We start from the raw sequence: 16,007 nt of genomic DNA on the forward strand, positions 1-16,007 counted from the left end.
CGTATTTCGCCGATGCGGCGAAGGGCGGCGCGCCATCGCGTCCGTTCGTGATCGTCGACGCCAACAGCGGTGCGGTGCTGAAGCAGTGGGACAACCTGCAGCACGCGCTGATCGGCACCGGCCCCGGTGGCAACGCGAAGACCGGCCAGTACGAGTACGGCACCGACTTCGGCTTCAACGACGTGGCGCAGAGTGGCTCCACGTGCACGATGAACAACGCCAACGTCAAGACGGTCAACCTCAACCACGGTACCAGCGGCAGCACGGCGTTCTCGTACACCTGCCCGCGCAACACCGTGAAGACCATCAACGGCGCGTACTCGCCGCTCAATGACGCGCATTACTTCGGCAACGTCATCTACAACATGTACCAGGCGTACATGGCCGCGCCGCCGCTGACCTTCCAGCTCTCGATGCGCGTGCACTACAGCAACAGCTACGAGAACGCATTCTGGGACGGTTCGGCCATGACCTTCGGTGATGGCGCGACCACGTTCTACCCGCTGGTCAGCCTCGACGTGGCCTCGCATGAGGTCTCGCATGGCTACACCGAGCAGCAGTCTGCTCTGACCTATTCCGGCCAGTCCGGCGGCATCAACGAAGCCTATTCGGATATCGCCGGTGAAGCCGCCGAGTACTTCATGCACGGCAGCAACGATTTCCTGGTCGGCGCCCAGATCTTCAAGGGCACGGGCGCGCTGCGCTACATGAACAACCCACCGCAGGATGGCCGTTCGATCGACAACGCCGCCAATTTCACTAGCGGCATGGACGTGCACCACTCCTCGGGCGTGTACAACAAGGCGTTCTACCTGCTGGCCACCAAGACCGGCTGGAACACGCAGAAGGCGTTCCAGGTCTTCGCCCGGGCCAACCGCGACTACTGGACCTCGAGCACCAACTTCAACCAGGGTGCCTGTGGTGTGGAAACGGCGGCGACCGACCTGGGCTTCACCAAGGCTGACGTCACCGCGGCGTTCACTTCGGTGGGCGTCAGCTGCGCCGGCACGCCGCCGCCGACCGGCGGTGCGCTGACCAACGGCGTACCGGTGACCGGCCTCTCCGGGGCGTCGGGGACCAGCCAGATCTGGACGCTGGCCGTGCCGGCCGGGGCCACGGGCCTGAAGTTCGTCACCGCCAGCGGGACTGGCGATGCCGACCTGTACGTCAAGTTCGGATCCGCTCCGACCACGACCAGCTATGACTGCAAGTCCGAAGGCAGCACCAATGCCGAAACCTGCAATATCGCCACGGCCCAGGCGGGCACCTACTACGTGCTGCTCAAGGCGTACTCGGCGTTCTCGGGCCTGAGCCTCACCGGCAGCTACACCACCGGCGGTGGTGGCGGTACGCAGACCTACAGCAACACCACCGACTACACGATCAGCGACAACGCCACGGTGGACAGCCCGATCACGGTGTCCGGCCGCAGCGGCAACGCTCCGAGCACCGCCTCGGTGACGGTCGCGATCGTGCATACCTACATCGGTGACCTGAAAGTTGACCTCGTGGCCCCGGACGGTTCGCTCTACAACATCCACAACCGCACCGGCAGCAGCACCGACAACATCAACAAGACGGTGACGCTGAACCTGTCGACGGAAGCGTTGAACGGTACCTGGAAGCTGCGTGTCAACGACAACGCTGCACAGGACACCGGCAAGATCGACAGCTGGAGCGTCACGTTCTGATCCGCTGCGATCGGTAACGGTTATTGCACTTGCAACAAGGCAACCCCGGTTCCGGCCGGGGTTGCCGCATGCAGATCCGCAACTGCGCAGCGCAAGGTGGCCAAGGAATGCTCCTTAGTCACGACCACCGCGACGAACGTATCCGCATTATCCTGCGCCTGCCGACTACTCGGCCGCCATGGGATACCAACGATGCAACAAGCGCTGCTACATGTCGCGTTGCTTGTCCGCGACTACGACGAAGCGATCGCGTTCTTCACACAGAAGCTGCGCTTCACGTTGATCGAAGACAGCTACGTCCCCGAGCAGGACAAGCGTTGGGTCGTCGTGCGGCCTCCTGGCTCCACTGGCGCGAGCATCCTGCTTGCACGGCCGTCGAATGCAGAACAGCAGGTCTTCGTCGGCAACCAGACCGGTGGTCGCGTGACTTTCTTCCTGGCGACGGACGATTTCCGGCGTGACTACGAGGCGATGCGGGCGCAAGGCGTGCATTTCGTGCGCGCGCCGAAGACGGAAAGCTACGGCACGGTAGCGGTTTTCGAAGATCTGTACGGTAACTGGTGGGACCTGGTGGAGCTCTCTCCGGGGAAGCGGGCGCAATACCTGCCCGCATGAGCGGACAAAGTCGGCGATTGCTTGCCCGGCGATCACCCGGCGGGCGACGATTCCGGTAGTGCCTCGGCGTAGCCGACAACGCGATTGCGGCCGCGATCCTTGGCCCGGTACAGCGCTTCGTCGGCGGCGCGGAACAGCGCGTTCGGGGAGTCGATCCCGCCATCATCGGTCGAGGCCACGCCGATGCTGATGGTGACGGGCGAGTGGTCGCCGACGCGTTCCTGCACGGCCTGGCGGATCTGTTCGGCACGCGCCGCTGCTGCCGAAGCGTCGAGGCCCGGGAACAGCACGGCGAACTCCTCGCCACCGTAGCGTCCGACCATGTCGCGCCCGTCGACGCACTCGCGCAGCACGTCGGCGATCCTGCGCAGGACCTTGTCGCCGTAGGCGTGGCCGTGGCGGTCGTTGACCTGCTTGAAGTGGTCGACATCGGCCACCAGGAGCGCAATGGCGACATGACTCTTGCGGCGGCGGTCGAACTCCCGCTCCACGGTTTCGTCGAACGCACGCCGGTTCACCAGTTGGGTGAGCGCATCGGTGCGGCTCTGGTGGCTCAGTTCGCGCACGCGATGCGCCAGCGCCAGCGAGAGCAGCATCATCTCGAGCAACGAGCCGATCTGGAACGCGTTCTGGGTGAGCGCGTTGTGCGGCAGCCAGCCGAAGGTCTTGCACATGTAGACCAGGACGCCGGCCAGCAGCACAGCCCACGCGATCATGAAATAGCGCGCGGACACCTGCCGTCGCAGCAGGCCGAGGATGCCCATCGCCAGAATGACCACGGTGGCGGCGAGCGTCAGGTAGGCCACCGGTGCGATGAGCACGCGGTAGGGCACCAGGAACGAGGCCAGCAGCGCCAGGATGGACAAGGCCTGCAGCGCACTCGCGGCGCGGTCCAGTCGCGGTGCCAGCCGCGGACCATCGAGGAAGCTGCGGGTAAACAGCAAGCCGAACGTCAGGGTCAGCGTCAGCATTACCAGCAGGCTGGTGTTGGCCCAGTCGGGATGATCGGGCCAGAGGAACTGGAAACTGAGCCCATCGTGGATGCCGAAGTACAAGCCGTAGCTGGTGGCATACAGCAGGTAGAAGAGGAACGGCCGGTCGCGTACCGCGAGGAAGATGAAGAGGTTGTAGAAGATCAGGACGAAGAAGCCGCCGAAGTACAACCCGAAGGCGAGTTGTTCCAGGCTCAGGCGCGACAGCAACGTGATCGGCCGATGCAGCGACAGCCCGATGTTCATGGCGCCATCGGTCTGCAGGCGCAGGTACAACGTCGTCTCGGACCGGGCCGGCAGCGTCAGTGGGAACAGGAAGTCGCGATGATCGATCGCGCGGGTGTCGAACGGCAGGCGGTCGCCGGTGGCGATGTGCGATGCGACGACGCCGTCGCGCACCACCCACAGGTCGATCTTGTCGATCAGCGGGTAATCCTGGCGCAACACCAGTTCCCGTGGCGTGTCGGCGGAATTGCGCAGCGGCACCCGCACCCACCACGCGGATTCGGTGAAGCCGAAGCTGGTGCGTCCTCCCGGGGCAGGCGCGTAGCCCTGCGCGATTCGAGCTTCGTCGATGTCCATGGCGCGACCCGCGTCTTCCAGCAGGCTGATGTGCCCGTTGAGATCGAGTTGCTCCAGATCGCCCGCTTCGATCGTCGCCGCCTGCGCGGTCGACATCAGCCCCAGCGCCAGCAGCGCCGAACCGAGCCAGTTCCCGATTGCCATCCGCCCCCCTGCTGCAGATGCCGCCGGTGTGTCCGACGCTTCGTGCCGTCGCGTGCAAGCACCGCGTCCGGACGCCGAATCTTCCCACAGCGGGTCTGGCATGCAAAATGCGTCAGGGAACCGTAGGGGGAAGGGGCATGCGGGCAATGGAATGGTGTCTGGCTGCGACGCTCGCCGTGGTCCTGGCGGGTTGCGGGCGCACGCCCGATCCGATCGCAGATGGCGAAACCGTGCCGGGTGCGCCGCAGGCGGTGAACCTGGCGCAAGGCTGGAGCCGCGAAGTGCAGGACCAGGTGTGGTTCGCTTCCTTCGGTTCGCGCCTGTTGCCGTATCGCTGGCTGCTGCACCTGGAGGTCGCCGGCGACACCAAGCGCTTCGCCGACGCCGCGCATCTGGCCACGCTGGGTTTCCTGACGCAGGCGCGCACGACGCATAACCCGGATGGATTGCCGGTAGGGTTCACGCGCGAGCCCGGCAAGGATGGCGAGACGTGGGCGGGCCTAGGCTGTGCCGCCTGCCACACAGGCGAGGTGCGTCATCGCGGTCAGCGCATCCGCATCGACGGCGGCCAGGGACTGCTCGACTTCACCGCTTTCGAGGGCGCGCTGATCGACAGCCTGAGCGCGACTGCAAGCGACGATGCGAAATTCGCACGCTTCGCCGATGGCCTCGGCACGCCGCAGGCGCAACGCACCGAGTTGCGCGACGCCCTCATCGCGCGCGCCGAAGCGCTCGACGTGCGACATCGCATGAACGCCACCGACGTCGCCTACGGCGCCGGCCGGCTCGATGCCTTCGGTCAGATCTTCAATGCGGTCGCAGTGGATTTCCTCGGCGTACCGGAGAACCGGCGTGCGCCTGACGCGCCGGTGAGTTTCCCGGTGCTGTGGACGGCGCCGCACCTGGACCTGGTGCAATGGAACGGCTCGGCGCCGAATGCCGGGCCAGGGCCGCTGTTCCAGAACCTCACGACGGCGCTGGCGGTGTACGGCCACGCCGATGTGGCTGGTCACGACGCGACTGGTTATCCGTCCAGCATCAACTTCGACCAGTTGGGCCGCATCCAGGCGTGGATGTACGCGTTGACTGCGCCGCAATGGCCCGAGTCGATGCTGGGCAAGCTCGACCAGGCACGCATCGCGCGCGGCGCGGCGTTGTACGACGCGCAATGCGGCGCCTGCCACACGCGCATCGATGCACGCGATCCCGCGCGCGCGCCGAAGGCGGTACTGACGCCGCTGGCCGAGATCGGCACCGACCCGCGGATGGTGCGCAATTTCCTCGATGCGCGAGCGAAGACGGGACCGTTGCAAGGGCGCCGGCAGGCGGTGCTGGCCGGCGAGCGATTCGGCGCGGAAGCCAACACCATCGATCTCGTGGTGCATGTCGCGATCGGTGCGGCGTTGCGCCATCCGCTGGCAACGGTGCGCGATGCCGCGGTCGGTTACCACCCGGTGCTCAAGGCGGCGATCGATCAACATCCCGACTACTACAAAGCGCGCCCGCTGGACGGGGTGTGGGCGTCGGCGCCGTACCTGCACAACGGCTCGGTGCCGACGCTCGCGGACTTGCTGCGACCGGCAGCGGCGCGTCCGGCGCGTTTCCGCGTCGGCAGCGGCGAATTCGATCCAGACACGGTGGGACTGGCCGCGACGGAGGACGGCAGCGTGTTCGACACCCGCCTGCCCGGCAACGGCAATGGCGGTCACGACTACGGCACGGCGTTGTCCGATGCGGACCGGCGCGATCTGCTGGAATTCCTCAAGTCGCTTTAGTGATGGATTTGCAGAATTCCCCAACTGCGTTTGGAATGACAATTCCGAGTTGGCCCCTTTTGGACAGATATCGATGATTCGACAGATTCTTATAGTCACACTCCTGCTTGGTCTCATTACTCCCATGCAAAGCACCGCCACCTCATCCGATAAACACTTGCGTAAGAAGGCGGTGCTTAGCCTTTTGGCTGCCAAGCAAATAGCGGCAGCTGCCGAGGCTGAGGCAGATCGCAACAACTGGAAAGTCTCCATCGCTATCGTTGATGATTCTGGGCGTTTGCTTTATTTCCTTCGCATGGACGAGACGACTAATTCCAGTGTCGACATTGCGATTGCCAAGGCACAACACGCCGCCAACTTTCAGCGGGACACGGGCTTCCACCAGGGGCTGTTGGAAAATGGGAACAACGTGGTGCTGGCATTACCTGCAGGCATGCCTATCGCGGGAGGTATTCGGCTCTTGGACGACGGCAAGGTGATCGGTGGCATTGGCGTTTCAGGTGTTCAAGCACCTGAAGACGCTCAAGTTGCAAAAGCAGGTGCAGACTGGCTTGCAGAGTGACGAAGATGGCCAACTCAAGCCGAAGCCGCTTCGCGGCTCGCCTCGGCTCGATTCCGAGCGTTAGCCTCCAATATTAGGAGTGACGCATGCGCAGTGAAGACCTACGGGCTCAGCAGGCTCCTCTGAAGGAAAAGTATCGTGTCGCGCCTGATGCAGCGCTGATTACGCTGCATGCGGAAGGTCGGCTTGGTGAAGGCGTTGCCTGCAGCGTGGACACTGGAAGGGCCTTGGTCGAAGCAGGCCTTCACCCGGCCACGGGCGGCACCGGCGTTCAAGCATGCTCGGGAGACCTGCTGCTGCAGGCCCTGGTTGCATGTGCCGGGGTCACTTTGTCCGCCGTGGCTACCGCATTGGATATCCCCATCCAAAGTGCCTGGCTCCGTGCGGAGGGCGACCTTGATTTTCGAGGAACGCTGGGCATGTCCAAGGAAGTTCCTGTTGGCTTCAGCGAAATTCGTTTGCAATTCAATCTCGAGAGCACTGCACCACAAGAGCAGATAACAAAACTCATCGAGCTCACTGAGCGCTACTGTGTCGTGCTTCAAACGTTGCGTTCACCCGTGAACGTCATCACCACGGTTGGCGGGTGACAGTTCATTCAAGCGGACGCCGCTTCGCGGCTCTGCAATTCCTCAGATCGCTTTAGGGTCCGACGCCTGCCGCAACTGCTCGAACCACTGCGCGATACCCGCCGGCGGGGTGCTGCCCAGCATCCGTCCGACGATCTCGCGGCCCAATACGCGATAGGCCTCGAATTCCGATTCGCAGAAGAACTGGTTCGCGGTCGACTGATTGGGAAAGTCCGGATTCGCGCGGGCGTAGGCGTACAGGTCGGCCGAAGCGCTTTCTATCAGCATCGGCTTGATGTACAGGATCTGCCCGTGCGAACCGTCGGCATAGCGCACGTCACCGAGCAGATAGGGGCGACGCGCATGCCCAGAAGCGCGTTCGGCGACCAGTGCATCCGCGCTGAGCGCGACCTCGGCGCCGAAATCCACGCGCACGCGCTCGATCGCACGGCCCAGGTCCGCCAGCAGCAACTCCGGATCCGCGCCGGCGTCGCAAACCACGATGTGGCGCACTTGTCGCCGGACCAGTTCGTACAGCCCGAGGTTTTCGAAGTGGCCGCCATCGGAGAGGTGGATACGGGCGTGGCGTTCATCCAGCCCGATCCCGAGCATCTCGCGCCCGATCAGGATCCACCACCACGGCAACGGCCAGTGCGCGCGTGAACGACGCGCAGGATTCTCGGCCCAATAGCCCAGGCGCACGTTGAGCAGTGCCAGCAGCGAGGACACCGCGCGCGAACTGGTGACGTAGGTGTTCGGGTCGATCGCGGCACCGGAGATGGTGAACGCGGTCGAAAGCGCCATCGTGCCGGCCGAATAATCCGTCGGGCTTCCGAATCCGGTCGCGGTGGAGCCGCAGTACAGCGGCGAGAAGAAGAAACTGGCGCCTTCGCGGCTGCGATTCTTCTCGTCCGGCGATGACGTGGTGTTGAGCGTGGTGTTGACCAGATGAAACGGCGCACCAGTGCGCGGATCGATCTGATCGAGTTTGAACTGCGCCGGAGGTACGGCTTCCGCACCAACGACGGGCGGCATGAAGCTTTCGCTGAGCCGGGCGCGGTAATAGGCGTTCATCGAGATGCTGTTGATGTTGCACATGAACGCCAGCAACAGCGAAAGCGCGACGGCGCCCGCAAACCATGGCGTGCGCACGATGCCCACGTGTTCGGACAAGTGGTACGCGTACACGAGCAGGCCGTAGACGATCAGTGCCAGCCCCAGCATCGCCAGTTGCCGGCGCCACGGGCTGAATCCACGACTGCCCGTCAACAACGCGGCCACACCGGACACCACTGGCGTCAGGTACACCAGGTGTCGACTGAGTGCGTGCATCAACGCGGATTCGAATCGCGTCGCAAGGAGTTCGCCAAAGGTATGCACCACCGGGATCAGGCCTACCGCGAGCAGGGCCACGCCGATGCCGAGCTGCCGTCCCATCAGCACGCGCAGGTTGTCGACCAGACGCATCGGGCTGAGTTCGCGTCTGCCGGCTACCAGCGCGAACGCGATGGCCGTCAGCGGAAACGCCACCAGCGACGCGACGCCGGCGCCCAGCAGCAACAGGTAACCGTGGTGGTCGCGGATCTGGCCCACGTCCGGCACCGTGAGCCAGTCCGGCCAGGTCAGGGGCAACCAACCCAGGGTCATGCCGTAGACCGCCAGCACGATCACCGGGCCGAGCACCAGCAGGTTGAGGAAGGTAGCGGCGAGGATCGACGCCAGCAACGTCGACGTCGAATAGCCACGCGCGGCGACGAGATAGCGTCCGTGCCGACGCAACCAGTCCACGACTTTGCCACCGTCACGCAGTGGGCTTTCGAACAGGCGCGGGGTCGATGCCGGCAGCAGCGCCCGCAACCACGAATAGCACGCGGCGATGTAGCCGCCGCCGGACACAGACGATAGATAGTCGACGTGACGCATCATCCCGGCCGCATCGAGCGCTTCGAGCACGCCGAGGTTGAACGTCGCCGAACGGATGCCGCCACCGGAGAACGCCAAGCCGACGGTGTCCGCGTCCGCGGGAATCTCCGCCGCCACACGACGCTGCGCAAGCCAGGCGGCTTCCGCCGTTTCGACAGTGGAGAACGCGTCGGTGCAACCAGCCGGATCGAAGTTCGCGCTCATGGTTGCGCCTGCCAGTTGCCGCAGCGCGGCGGAGAGAATTCGGACGGTGTCGCCGGCAGATCGCGATGGATTTTCAGGTATTCGATGATCGCCCAACGCTCCGCGTCGCCCAGCAACGGGCCGATCACGCCTGGTGGCAGCGGATGCGCTGACGGGTTTTCGCGATTGCGCTGCAATTGCTCGGTGCTGGCGACGAACGCATGGCCGGTGTTGTGGTTGCCGGCGATACTCGTATCGAGCCAGAAGCCTGCGTCGTCGCCCGGCAGCGGCTCGGCGACATAGCCGACGTGCTTGGCGTCGAAGTCGCGGCGTCCGACGTAGAAGCGCGCGCTGCGCTGCTCCGGCGGCAACAGCATCTGGTACAGGTTGGGCACCGAACCGTTGTGCAGGAATGGCGGCGTCGCCCACACGCCTTCCAGTGGGCGCGGCTTGTAGCCGGCGATTTGCTGCGGCAGGTCGAGCGTGCCGAATCCCTCGATGCACTGCCGGGTGGCGTAGTCGATGCGATGGTCGTCGAAGAACTTCTGCTTGACCATCAGCCCCAGCACGTTCAGGCCTTCGCCTTCGCTCAGGCGGCTGACGTCGATGCTGGCGAGGTGCCGTTCGATGCCCGCCTGCGCGCGCGTGACGTCCCACATCAACCATGCGGTGTGGCAATCCAAGGCGCAGTCGTAAGGCGAGCCTGGCGCCTTGTCGCCCGTGGGCACCGCCACGCCTTCGCGCTGCAGCACGTCGCGGATTGCCGTGAACGTCGCGATGGGCAGGGTTGGCTGCGGATCGGCATCCGGATGGGGATACGCATCCAACTGTGCGGCCAGCGTTGCCGTTGGCAGGTGCGCCGCGCTGCGCGCGTCGATCACGGCACTGAGCCGGTAGCGCGCGTCGCGTGCGAGGTCGCGGACCAGTAGTGGGCGCAGCAGCGACGCAACCTCGGTTTGGGTCAAGCCTGCACGGCCCAGATCGTAACGGTGCTCGACGAACGCGGCGGCAGCGGCGGGATCAGTGCCAACATGCGCAAGCGGCACCACCTCGATATGCCAGACGGTGCCCGGCGAAGATTTCAGCGGCGCTTCCGCCCGCTGCAACGCGGCGTTGGCCGGATGCGGTCCATGGCAGCCTTGGCAATGCGACTGGAATAAGTCTCGGCCGCGCTCGGCCAGCGGCCGGTCGATCGCACCCAGCAGCGCTTCGGGCCATTGCGGCGGTTGCAGTTTCTGCAGCGTGTGTTCGATCGTCACCAGGTTGGGAATCAGCACCGAACTGCGGAACCGCTCCGCTTCGGGGAGCGGATTGCCGTACGTGTCGGTGAGTCGCAAGGTCGCGCCCACGCCCATCGCTTCGCCGACGTTGCGGGCCAGCGGTTGCTTGACCGAGCCGTTGTACTGCACCCAATCGAACTTCCAGATGTTCCACAGGTAGGGATAGCTGACCGGTGCGTCGGCGTGCTGGTAGTTGCCGGGCACCAGGTGGTCGCCGAACACGGTGTTGGCGATGCGACCGAGCGCATCAGTACGTCCGAATCCTTCGCGCACCGGATACAGATGTCGCAGCGGGCTGTTCTGGCCCTGGGTCGCAAACGCCTCGATGGTCTGCCACATCGCCGCGCGCAGCTCGGACTTGCCGTCCGGGTAGCGCGGTCCGATGACTTTGCGCGCGAAGCGGTCGAACTTCATCGGGTTGAAGTACGTCGCCACTAGCGACGCCAGCAGGGTCGGCCCGAAACTGCCGCGCTGCATGTCGGTGAACGCATGCATCGCCTGGCCGCCGTCGATGCGCACGGCGACACGCCTGCCTTGCCGTTCGGCGATCAGTTGCCCGGTATGGCAGGCCGCGCAGGTGACATCGAGCACCTGCTCGCCAATGGCCGCGTCGAAATGCCGGGCGAAACCCACCGGCAACCGGTCGGGATTGGCGGCCGTCGGTGCCGGGTCGACCAGGAAGCGGTAGCGCTGCATGTGCTCGGGCGCGGCGAAGCGCGACTGGTCGAGCGGCATTTCCAGATTGACGAACCAAGCGTAACGCAACGGCGTGAGTTCGGCGCCCTGCGGCAGCGAAGCGCCTTGCGGCGTGTAGTAGTAGGTCTGGCGATCCGTGGCGTCCGCACCGTCGCCCCAGCCCTGGCCGAGATAGATGATCTCGTCGAATGTTTCGGCGGGTGGAATGCTGCGCACGGGATAGAGCACGAACACGTAAAACCCTGCGACGGCCGCCAATGCCGCCAGCAGCCCCACTCCTAGCGCGACCTTGAGCAGCTGACCGAGCCTGATTCCGCAGAACCACGCCCACGCGCGTGCCACGACTCCCCGCTTTCCATCCATGTGCTTGCCCCTGTGTCGCATCGCCCGCAAGGCGCTGCGCGCCACCCGGCGCGATGGCCAGAACCCTGCGGGGTGTCCCCTGTCCGCGCCGCGACGGGCGGACTGCGAAACACGACGTTACCGCGTGCCCCGGTGCTTGCCTAGTCGCAGGCCCACGGTGGGATGCATGTTGCATGACACGTGCCTGTACGCGAGCGCGGCGCCGCGGTCACGTCCTTCGTCATCAGAGCACCGAACACCTTTTGCAGACATGTCGATCCGCCACCATCTCGAACGTCGTCCTTGCAAGCCCACAAACCGGACGCCTGCCAAGGCACCGACACCTAGGAGACCCAGATGTCCAAGTTCGCAACGTTCCTATTGCTCGCCTGCACCCTAGGCGCGTTCCTTGCGCCTGCCACTGCACGCGAGCAGGCGAAACCCGCCCAAGCCGTGGCGACACCTGCTGCCTCGAAGAACGGGCACATGGTGATCAACGGCGTTGGCTACTACTACGAGGTTCGTGGCGAGGGCGAACCCTTGCTGTTGCTGCATGGCGGGCTGGGATCGATCGAGATGTTCGGGCCGGTGATGCCGAAACTCGCCGACGCGCGGCAGGTGATCGCCGTCGATCTGCAGGGACATGGCCGCACGCTGCTCGGCGACCGGCCGTTCCGCCTCGAATCGATGGGCGACGACATGGCCGTGCTCGTCGAGAAGCTCGGCTTCAAGCAGGTCGACGTACTCGGCTATTCCATCGGCGGCGGTGTCGCGTTCCGGATGGCAGTGCAGCACCCCGATCGCGTACGCCGCCTGGTCCTCGTGTCCACGCCGTTTTCGGATGATGGCTGGTATCCCGCCATCCACGCGCAACAGATCACGCTCACCGGCCAGGCTGCGCCGATGATGCGGGACACGCCGATGTACAAGTCGTACGCGGCGCTGGCGCCGAAGGTCGAGGACTTCCCGCGCCTGCTGGACGTGCTCGGCGATTTCATGCGCCAGCACTACGACTGGTCGGCAGATGTGGCGAAGCTGACGATGCCGGTGATGCTCGTGTACGGCGATGGCGACATGCTGCGGCCCGAGCACGAGATCAAGTTCTACCAACTGCTCGGCGGCGGCCTGCAGGATGCGGGCTGGCAGCGGGAAACACTGTCGAAGAATCGCCTGGCGATCCTGCCCGACCTGACCCATTACGACATCTTCGCCTCCCCGCGCGTGGCCACGACCGTGCTGCCGTTCCTCGACGGGAAAAGCGACGCCAAGAGCTGGGCGGAACAGGTGGACGGGCCGAACTGAGGCAGCGCGAATCCCTTCAATCGATGGGCTCCGAGGGAGCTCATCTTTCCTGCGAAGGCGCCGTAAGACCGCGATGGTCTCCCGAGGCTTGTCCGGTTGCGACTGCTATGGCGGCTCGGGGTTGGCGGTGGTGACCAAACACCAGGAGCGCTGCCAACCAATGGGAAATCGATCTTTTGGCCGCCATCGATAGTTGCAAGCTATCGAAATCGTCTTTCAACGGTCGAACAGTCAGCGATGCACTGTCCGCTAGTCGCTGAAATCGATTACGCCCGATAGTGACGGCCGTCACAAAATGACCTTCACGCCGTCTCTACGCTAGCTGCGGGCGCGCCAGTTTTCCGGTGCGGACGCGGCAACGATCTTCTCGCCATCGTTGCATGTGGGTGTGCAGTCTCGAAAACAGCAAGGAGCACGGGGCGGAGCGATGACCAGCATGCGGGCCGGCAAGGCCAGGACGGCGTTCGAAAGCATGGAGCAGGGCACGGACCTGCAGGTACGGCTGTTGCGTGCGGCGACGCCGGCCGATGTCGCTGCGATCCTGCTCGAAGGCGACCCGCGACTGCGGACGCCGGGTGCCCGTGTGCTGTGGTCGACGCGTTGGCCGCGCAACATCGTGTCCCATCCACCCGGGCGTAGCGACGCTGCTGCCGTCCTCGCTTCGATCGATGCGGTTGCCGAGCATCGCGCCGGCGACGGTGCGACCGGATCCATCCGCGTCCTCCATGACGACGGCGATATGACCGTCGCGGTACTGCATTGCCCGGCCAACTGCCCACCGACGCCGGAGCTGGTGGGCACGCGCCTGCGCGAGACGCTGGCCATGCAACGCATGCAGGAGAGCGTGGCCGGGCTGGAGCAGGCGGAAAAACTGCAGCGGTCGCTGTACGCGATCGCCGACATGGCCGGGTCGGACCTCGACATGCCGGACATGTTGCGCGGACTGCACCGCATCGTCGCCGACCTGATGTACGCGGAGAACTTCTACATCGCCTTGTATGACCGCGAACGCGACAGCCTGCGTTTCCTCTATTTTGCAGACGTGGTCGACGACCAGGATTTGAGTCCGGATGAGGAAGTCCCGCTGGCGCGGATCGAGCGCGGCCTGACCTGGTACCTGACCCGCGATCGCCGACCGTTGATGGGTTCCACCGACGAATTGCGCCAGCAGGTGTCCGGTCCGCTGCGCCTGCACGGCGCCGACAGCAGCGACTGGCTGGGCGTGCCGATGCTGCGCGAAGGCGAGGTCCACGGTGCGGTGGTGGTGCAGAGCTACCAGGGCCGACGGTGCTACACCACGGCGGACATGTCGCTGCTGGCGTTCGTGGCCGAACACATCCTCACCGCGCTGGAACGCAAGCGCAGCCAGGCTGAACTCGAGCAACGCGTGATCGAGCGCACGCAGCAACTCGAATCGGCCAACCTGGAGCTGCGCCGCGAGGTCACCGAGCGCGAGCGCGGCGAGCGACTGCAGGCGGCGCTGTACCGCGTCGCGGCGCTGACCAGCCTGGAAGAGAGCAGCGAGAGCTTCTACCGCCACGTCCACGCCATCGTGGGCGAGCTGATCAACGCCAAGAACTTCTACATCGCGCTGCTCTCCGAGGACGGCAGCACGGTGTCCTTCCCTTACGTAGCCGACGACCACGAGCGCGACTGGAGCGCGCGCTCGTATGGGCGCGGCCTGACCGAATACGTCCTGCGGACGGCGCGTCCGCAGCTGGTGGACCTCGAACGCGCCCAGGCCTTGCTCGTCGCCGGCGAAATCGATGCCGGCATGATGGGTGCGCCGACGCTGGTCTGGCTGGGCGCTCCGCTGCTCAGCACCGAAGGTCCCATCGGCGTGGTCGCGGTACAGAGCTACGAGGCGGGCGATGTCTATGACGAGCGCGATGCGGAGCTGCTGACCTTCGTCTCCTACCAGATCGCCAGCAGCCTGCAACGCCGTCGCGCCGCCGAACTGCTGCGGCAAGCCAACGCCGAACTCGAGCACCGCGTCGAGGAACGCACCCACGAACTGCGCGAGCAGATCGCAGTGCGCGAACAGATCGAGGCGCAACTGCAGCACCAGGTCATGCACGATGCGTTGACCGGGCTACCCAATCGCATCTACCTGCGCGATCGCATCGAGCGCGCGATCGCGCGCCTGCGCCGCGACCCGAAACATGGCTTCGGCCTGCTGTATATCGACGTCGACCGGTTCAAGGTCGTGAACGACAGTCTCGGTCACGTTGCCGGCGACGAGGTCCTCAGGGAAGTGGCGCGACGCCTGGCGGCGTGCGTGCGCGAGCCGGATGCGGTCGCGCGCCTCGCCGGCGACGAGTTCGTGATCCTGCTCGAATACGTGCAGCTGCCGGAATCGGCCTGCAAGGTGGCGCAGCGCGTGTTGCGGAGCCTGCAACCGCGGCTGCAGGCGGCCAATCGCGATTTGCAGATCTCGGCCAGCGTGGGTATCGCCATCGCCAACGCCAACAACAGCGATATCTCGGCCGACCGCCTCCTGCACGACGCCGATGTCGCGCTCTACCGGGCCAAGAGCGCGGGCCGCAATCGCTTCGTGGTGTTCGATGACGCCATGCACCAGACCGCGATGGGTGTGCTGGACATGGAGCAGTCGCTGCGCGATGCCATCGCGGGCGACGAATTCGTGCCCTATTTCCAGCCATTGGTACGGCTCGCCGACGAGACCGTGGTGGGCTACGAGGCGCTGCTGCGCTGGCAGCATCCGCAGCGCGGCGTGCTGTGTCCGGGCGACTTCCTGAAGGTCGCCGAAGACAGCGGTCTGATCGAAGCGATCGATTGGCGCATGTTCCGGCTGGCGCTGGAAGGTAGCCGCGACCTGACGCGCGACGGCAGCTTCGTCACGCTCAATGTCTCGCCACGATTGTTCCAGCATGACGATTTCGACCGTCGCCTGCTCGACCTGACGACAGAGGTGGGCTTCGATCCCGCGCGCCTGCGCCTGGAAGTCACCGAGGGCACGCTGCTCGGCGATCCGGAAGCGGTTGTGGCGATCCTGCGACGCCTGCGCGATGCCAACGTCGAAGCAGCGCTCGACGACTTCGGCACCGGCTATTCCTCGCTCGGCCACGTGCATCATTTTCCATTGAAGATGATCAAGATCGACCGCAGCTTCATCACTCCGTTCGCCGCTGGCGTGGCGCCCCGCAGCTCAGCGGTCATCGAGGCGATCCTGGCGTTGGGTCATGCACTCGGCATCGAGATCGTCGCCGAAGGCATCGAGACCGAGTACCAGCGCGCGGCGTTGACTGCGATGGGATGTGTCTACGGCCAGGGCTATCTGTTTGCGCGTCCGCAGCCGGCCGAGCACTGGCTGCGCGCGAAGGATTGAAC

General features: G+C 65.1%; 10 protein-coding genes. 7 read left to right on the plus strand and 3 right to left on the minus strand.

The genetic code is table 11. The features are described from left to right. On the plus strand, positions 1–1,691 hold a 1,691-nt coding region (locus tag MO486_RS06205), incomplete at its 5' end, for a M4 family metallopeptidase (RefSeq protein ID WP_242905367.1). A gap of 192 nt (positions 1,692–1,883) precedes the next feature. Then, the gene (locus MO486_RS06210) at positions 1,884–2,306 is read left to right on the plus strand and encodes a VOC family protein (RefSeq protein ID WP_242905368.1); all 423 of its coding nucleotides are present in this window, start codon (positions 1,884–1,886) and stop codon (positions 2,304–2,306) included. A gap of 32 nt (positions 2,307–2,338) precedes the next feature. Here MO486_RS06210 and MO486_RS06215 read toward each other — a convergent pair whose 3' ends face one another. Then, on the minus strand, positions 2,339–4,024 hold the full coding sequence (locus MO486_RS06215; RefSeq protein WP_242905369.1) for a diguanylate cyclase: 1,686 nt from the start codon (positions 4,022–4,024) through the stop codon (positions 2,339–2,341). 146 nt (positions 4,025–4,170) lie between these two features. On the opposite strand from MO486_RS06215, the gene MO486_RS06220 reads away from it, so the two are divergent. The 3 genes from MO486_RS06220 to MO486_RS06230 all read left to right on the plus strand — a co-directional run bounded on the left by MO486_RS06220 (position 4,171) and on the right by MO486_RS06230 (position 6,951). Then, a complete protein-coding gene (locus MO486_RS06220; protein ID WP_242905370.1) occupies positions 4,171–5,799 on the plus strand; it encodes a di-heme-cytochrome C peroxidase in 1,629 nt (542 codons plus the stop codon). Positions 5,800–5,923: 124 nt separating this feature from the next. After that, positions 5,924–6,361 (plus strand): heme-binding protein, encoded by a 438-nt coding sequence (locus MO486_RS06225; RefSeq protein ID WP_242905371.1) that lies wholly within the window; start codon positions 5,924–5,926, stop codon positions 6,359–6,361. Between the two features lie 86 nt (positions 6,362–6,447). Continuing rightward, a complete protein-coding gene (locus MO486_RS06230) occupies positions 6,448–6,951 on the plus strand; it encodes an OsmC family protein (protein ID WP_242905372.1) in 504 nt (167 codons plus the stop codon). Positions 6,952–6,993: 42 nt separating this feature from the next. Here the strand turns inward: MO486_RS06230 and MO486_RS06235 are convergent, their stop codons facing one another. Together MO486_RS06235 and MO486_RS06240 are read right to left on the minus strand one after the other, a co-directional pair. Continuing rightward, a complete protein-coding gene (locus tag MO486_RS06235; protein ID WP_242905374.1) occupies positions 6,994–9,057 on the minus strand; it encodes a patatin-like phospholipase family protein in 2,064 nt (687 codons plus the stop codon). After that, entirely contained in the window at positions 9,054–11,375 is a 2,322-nt protein-coding gene (locus MO486_RS06240) for a cytochrome c (protein ID WP_242905376.1), read from the minus strand. Before MO486_RS06240 ends, MO486_RS06235 begins: the two co-directional genes overlap by 4 nt. A gap of 336 nt (positions 11,376–11,711) precedes the next feature. Between MO486_RS06240 and MO486_RS06245 the strand changes: the two genes are divergently transcribed. Together MO486_RS06245 and MO486_RS06250 are read left to right on the plus strand one after the other, a co-directional pair. Continuing rightward, positions 11,712–12,656: an alpha/beta hydrolase gene (locus MO486_RS06245; protein ID WP_242905377.1), complete on the plus strand. Its 945-nt coding sequence runs from the start codon at positions 11,712–11,714 to the stop codon at positions 12,654–12,656. A gap of 427 nt (positions 12,657–13,083) precedes the next feature. Then, positions 13,084–16,005 carry a GGDEF domain-containing protein gene (locus tag MO486_RS06250; RefSeq protein WP_242905378.1) on the plus strand — a complete coding sequence of 974 codons (2,922 nt, stop codon included), beginning with the start codon at positions 13,084–13,086 and terminating at the stop codon, positions 16,003–16,005. Positions 16,006–16,007 lie beyond the last annotated feature (2 nt).

Origin of the sequence: Lysobacter sp. CFH 32150, assembly GCF_022758295.1 — a bacterium.
Taxonomy (GTDB): domain Bacteria; phylum Pseudomonadota; class Gammaproteobacteria; order Xanthomonadales; family Xanthomonadaceae; genus CFH-32150.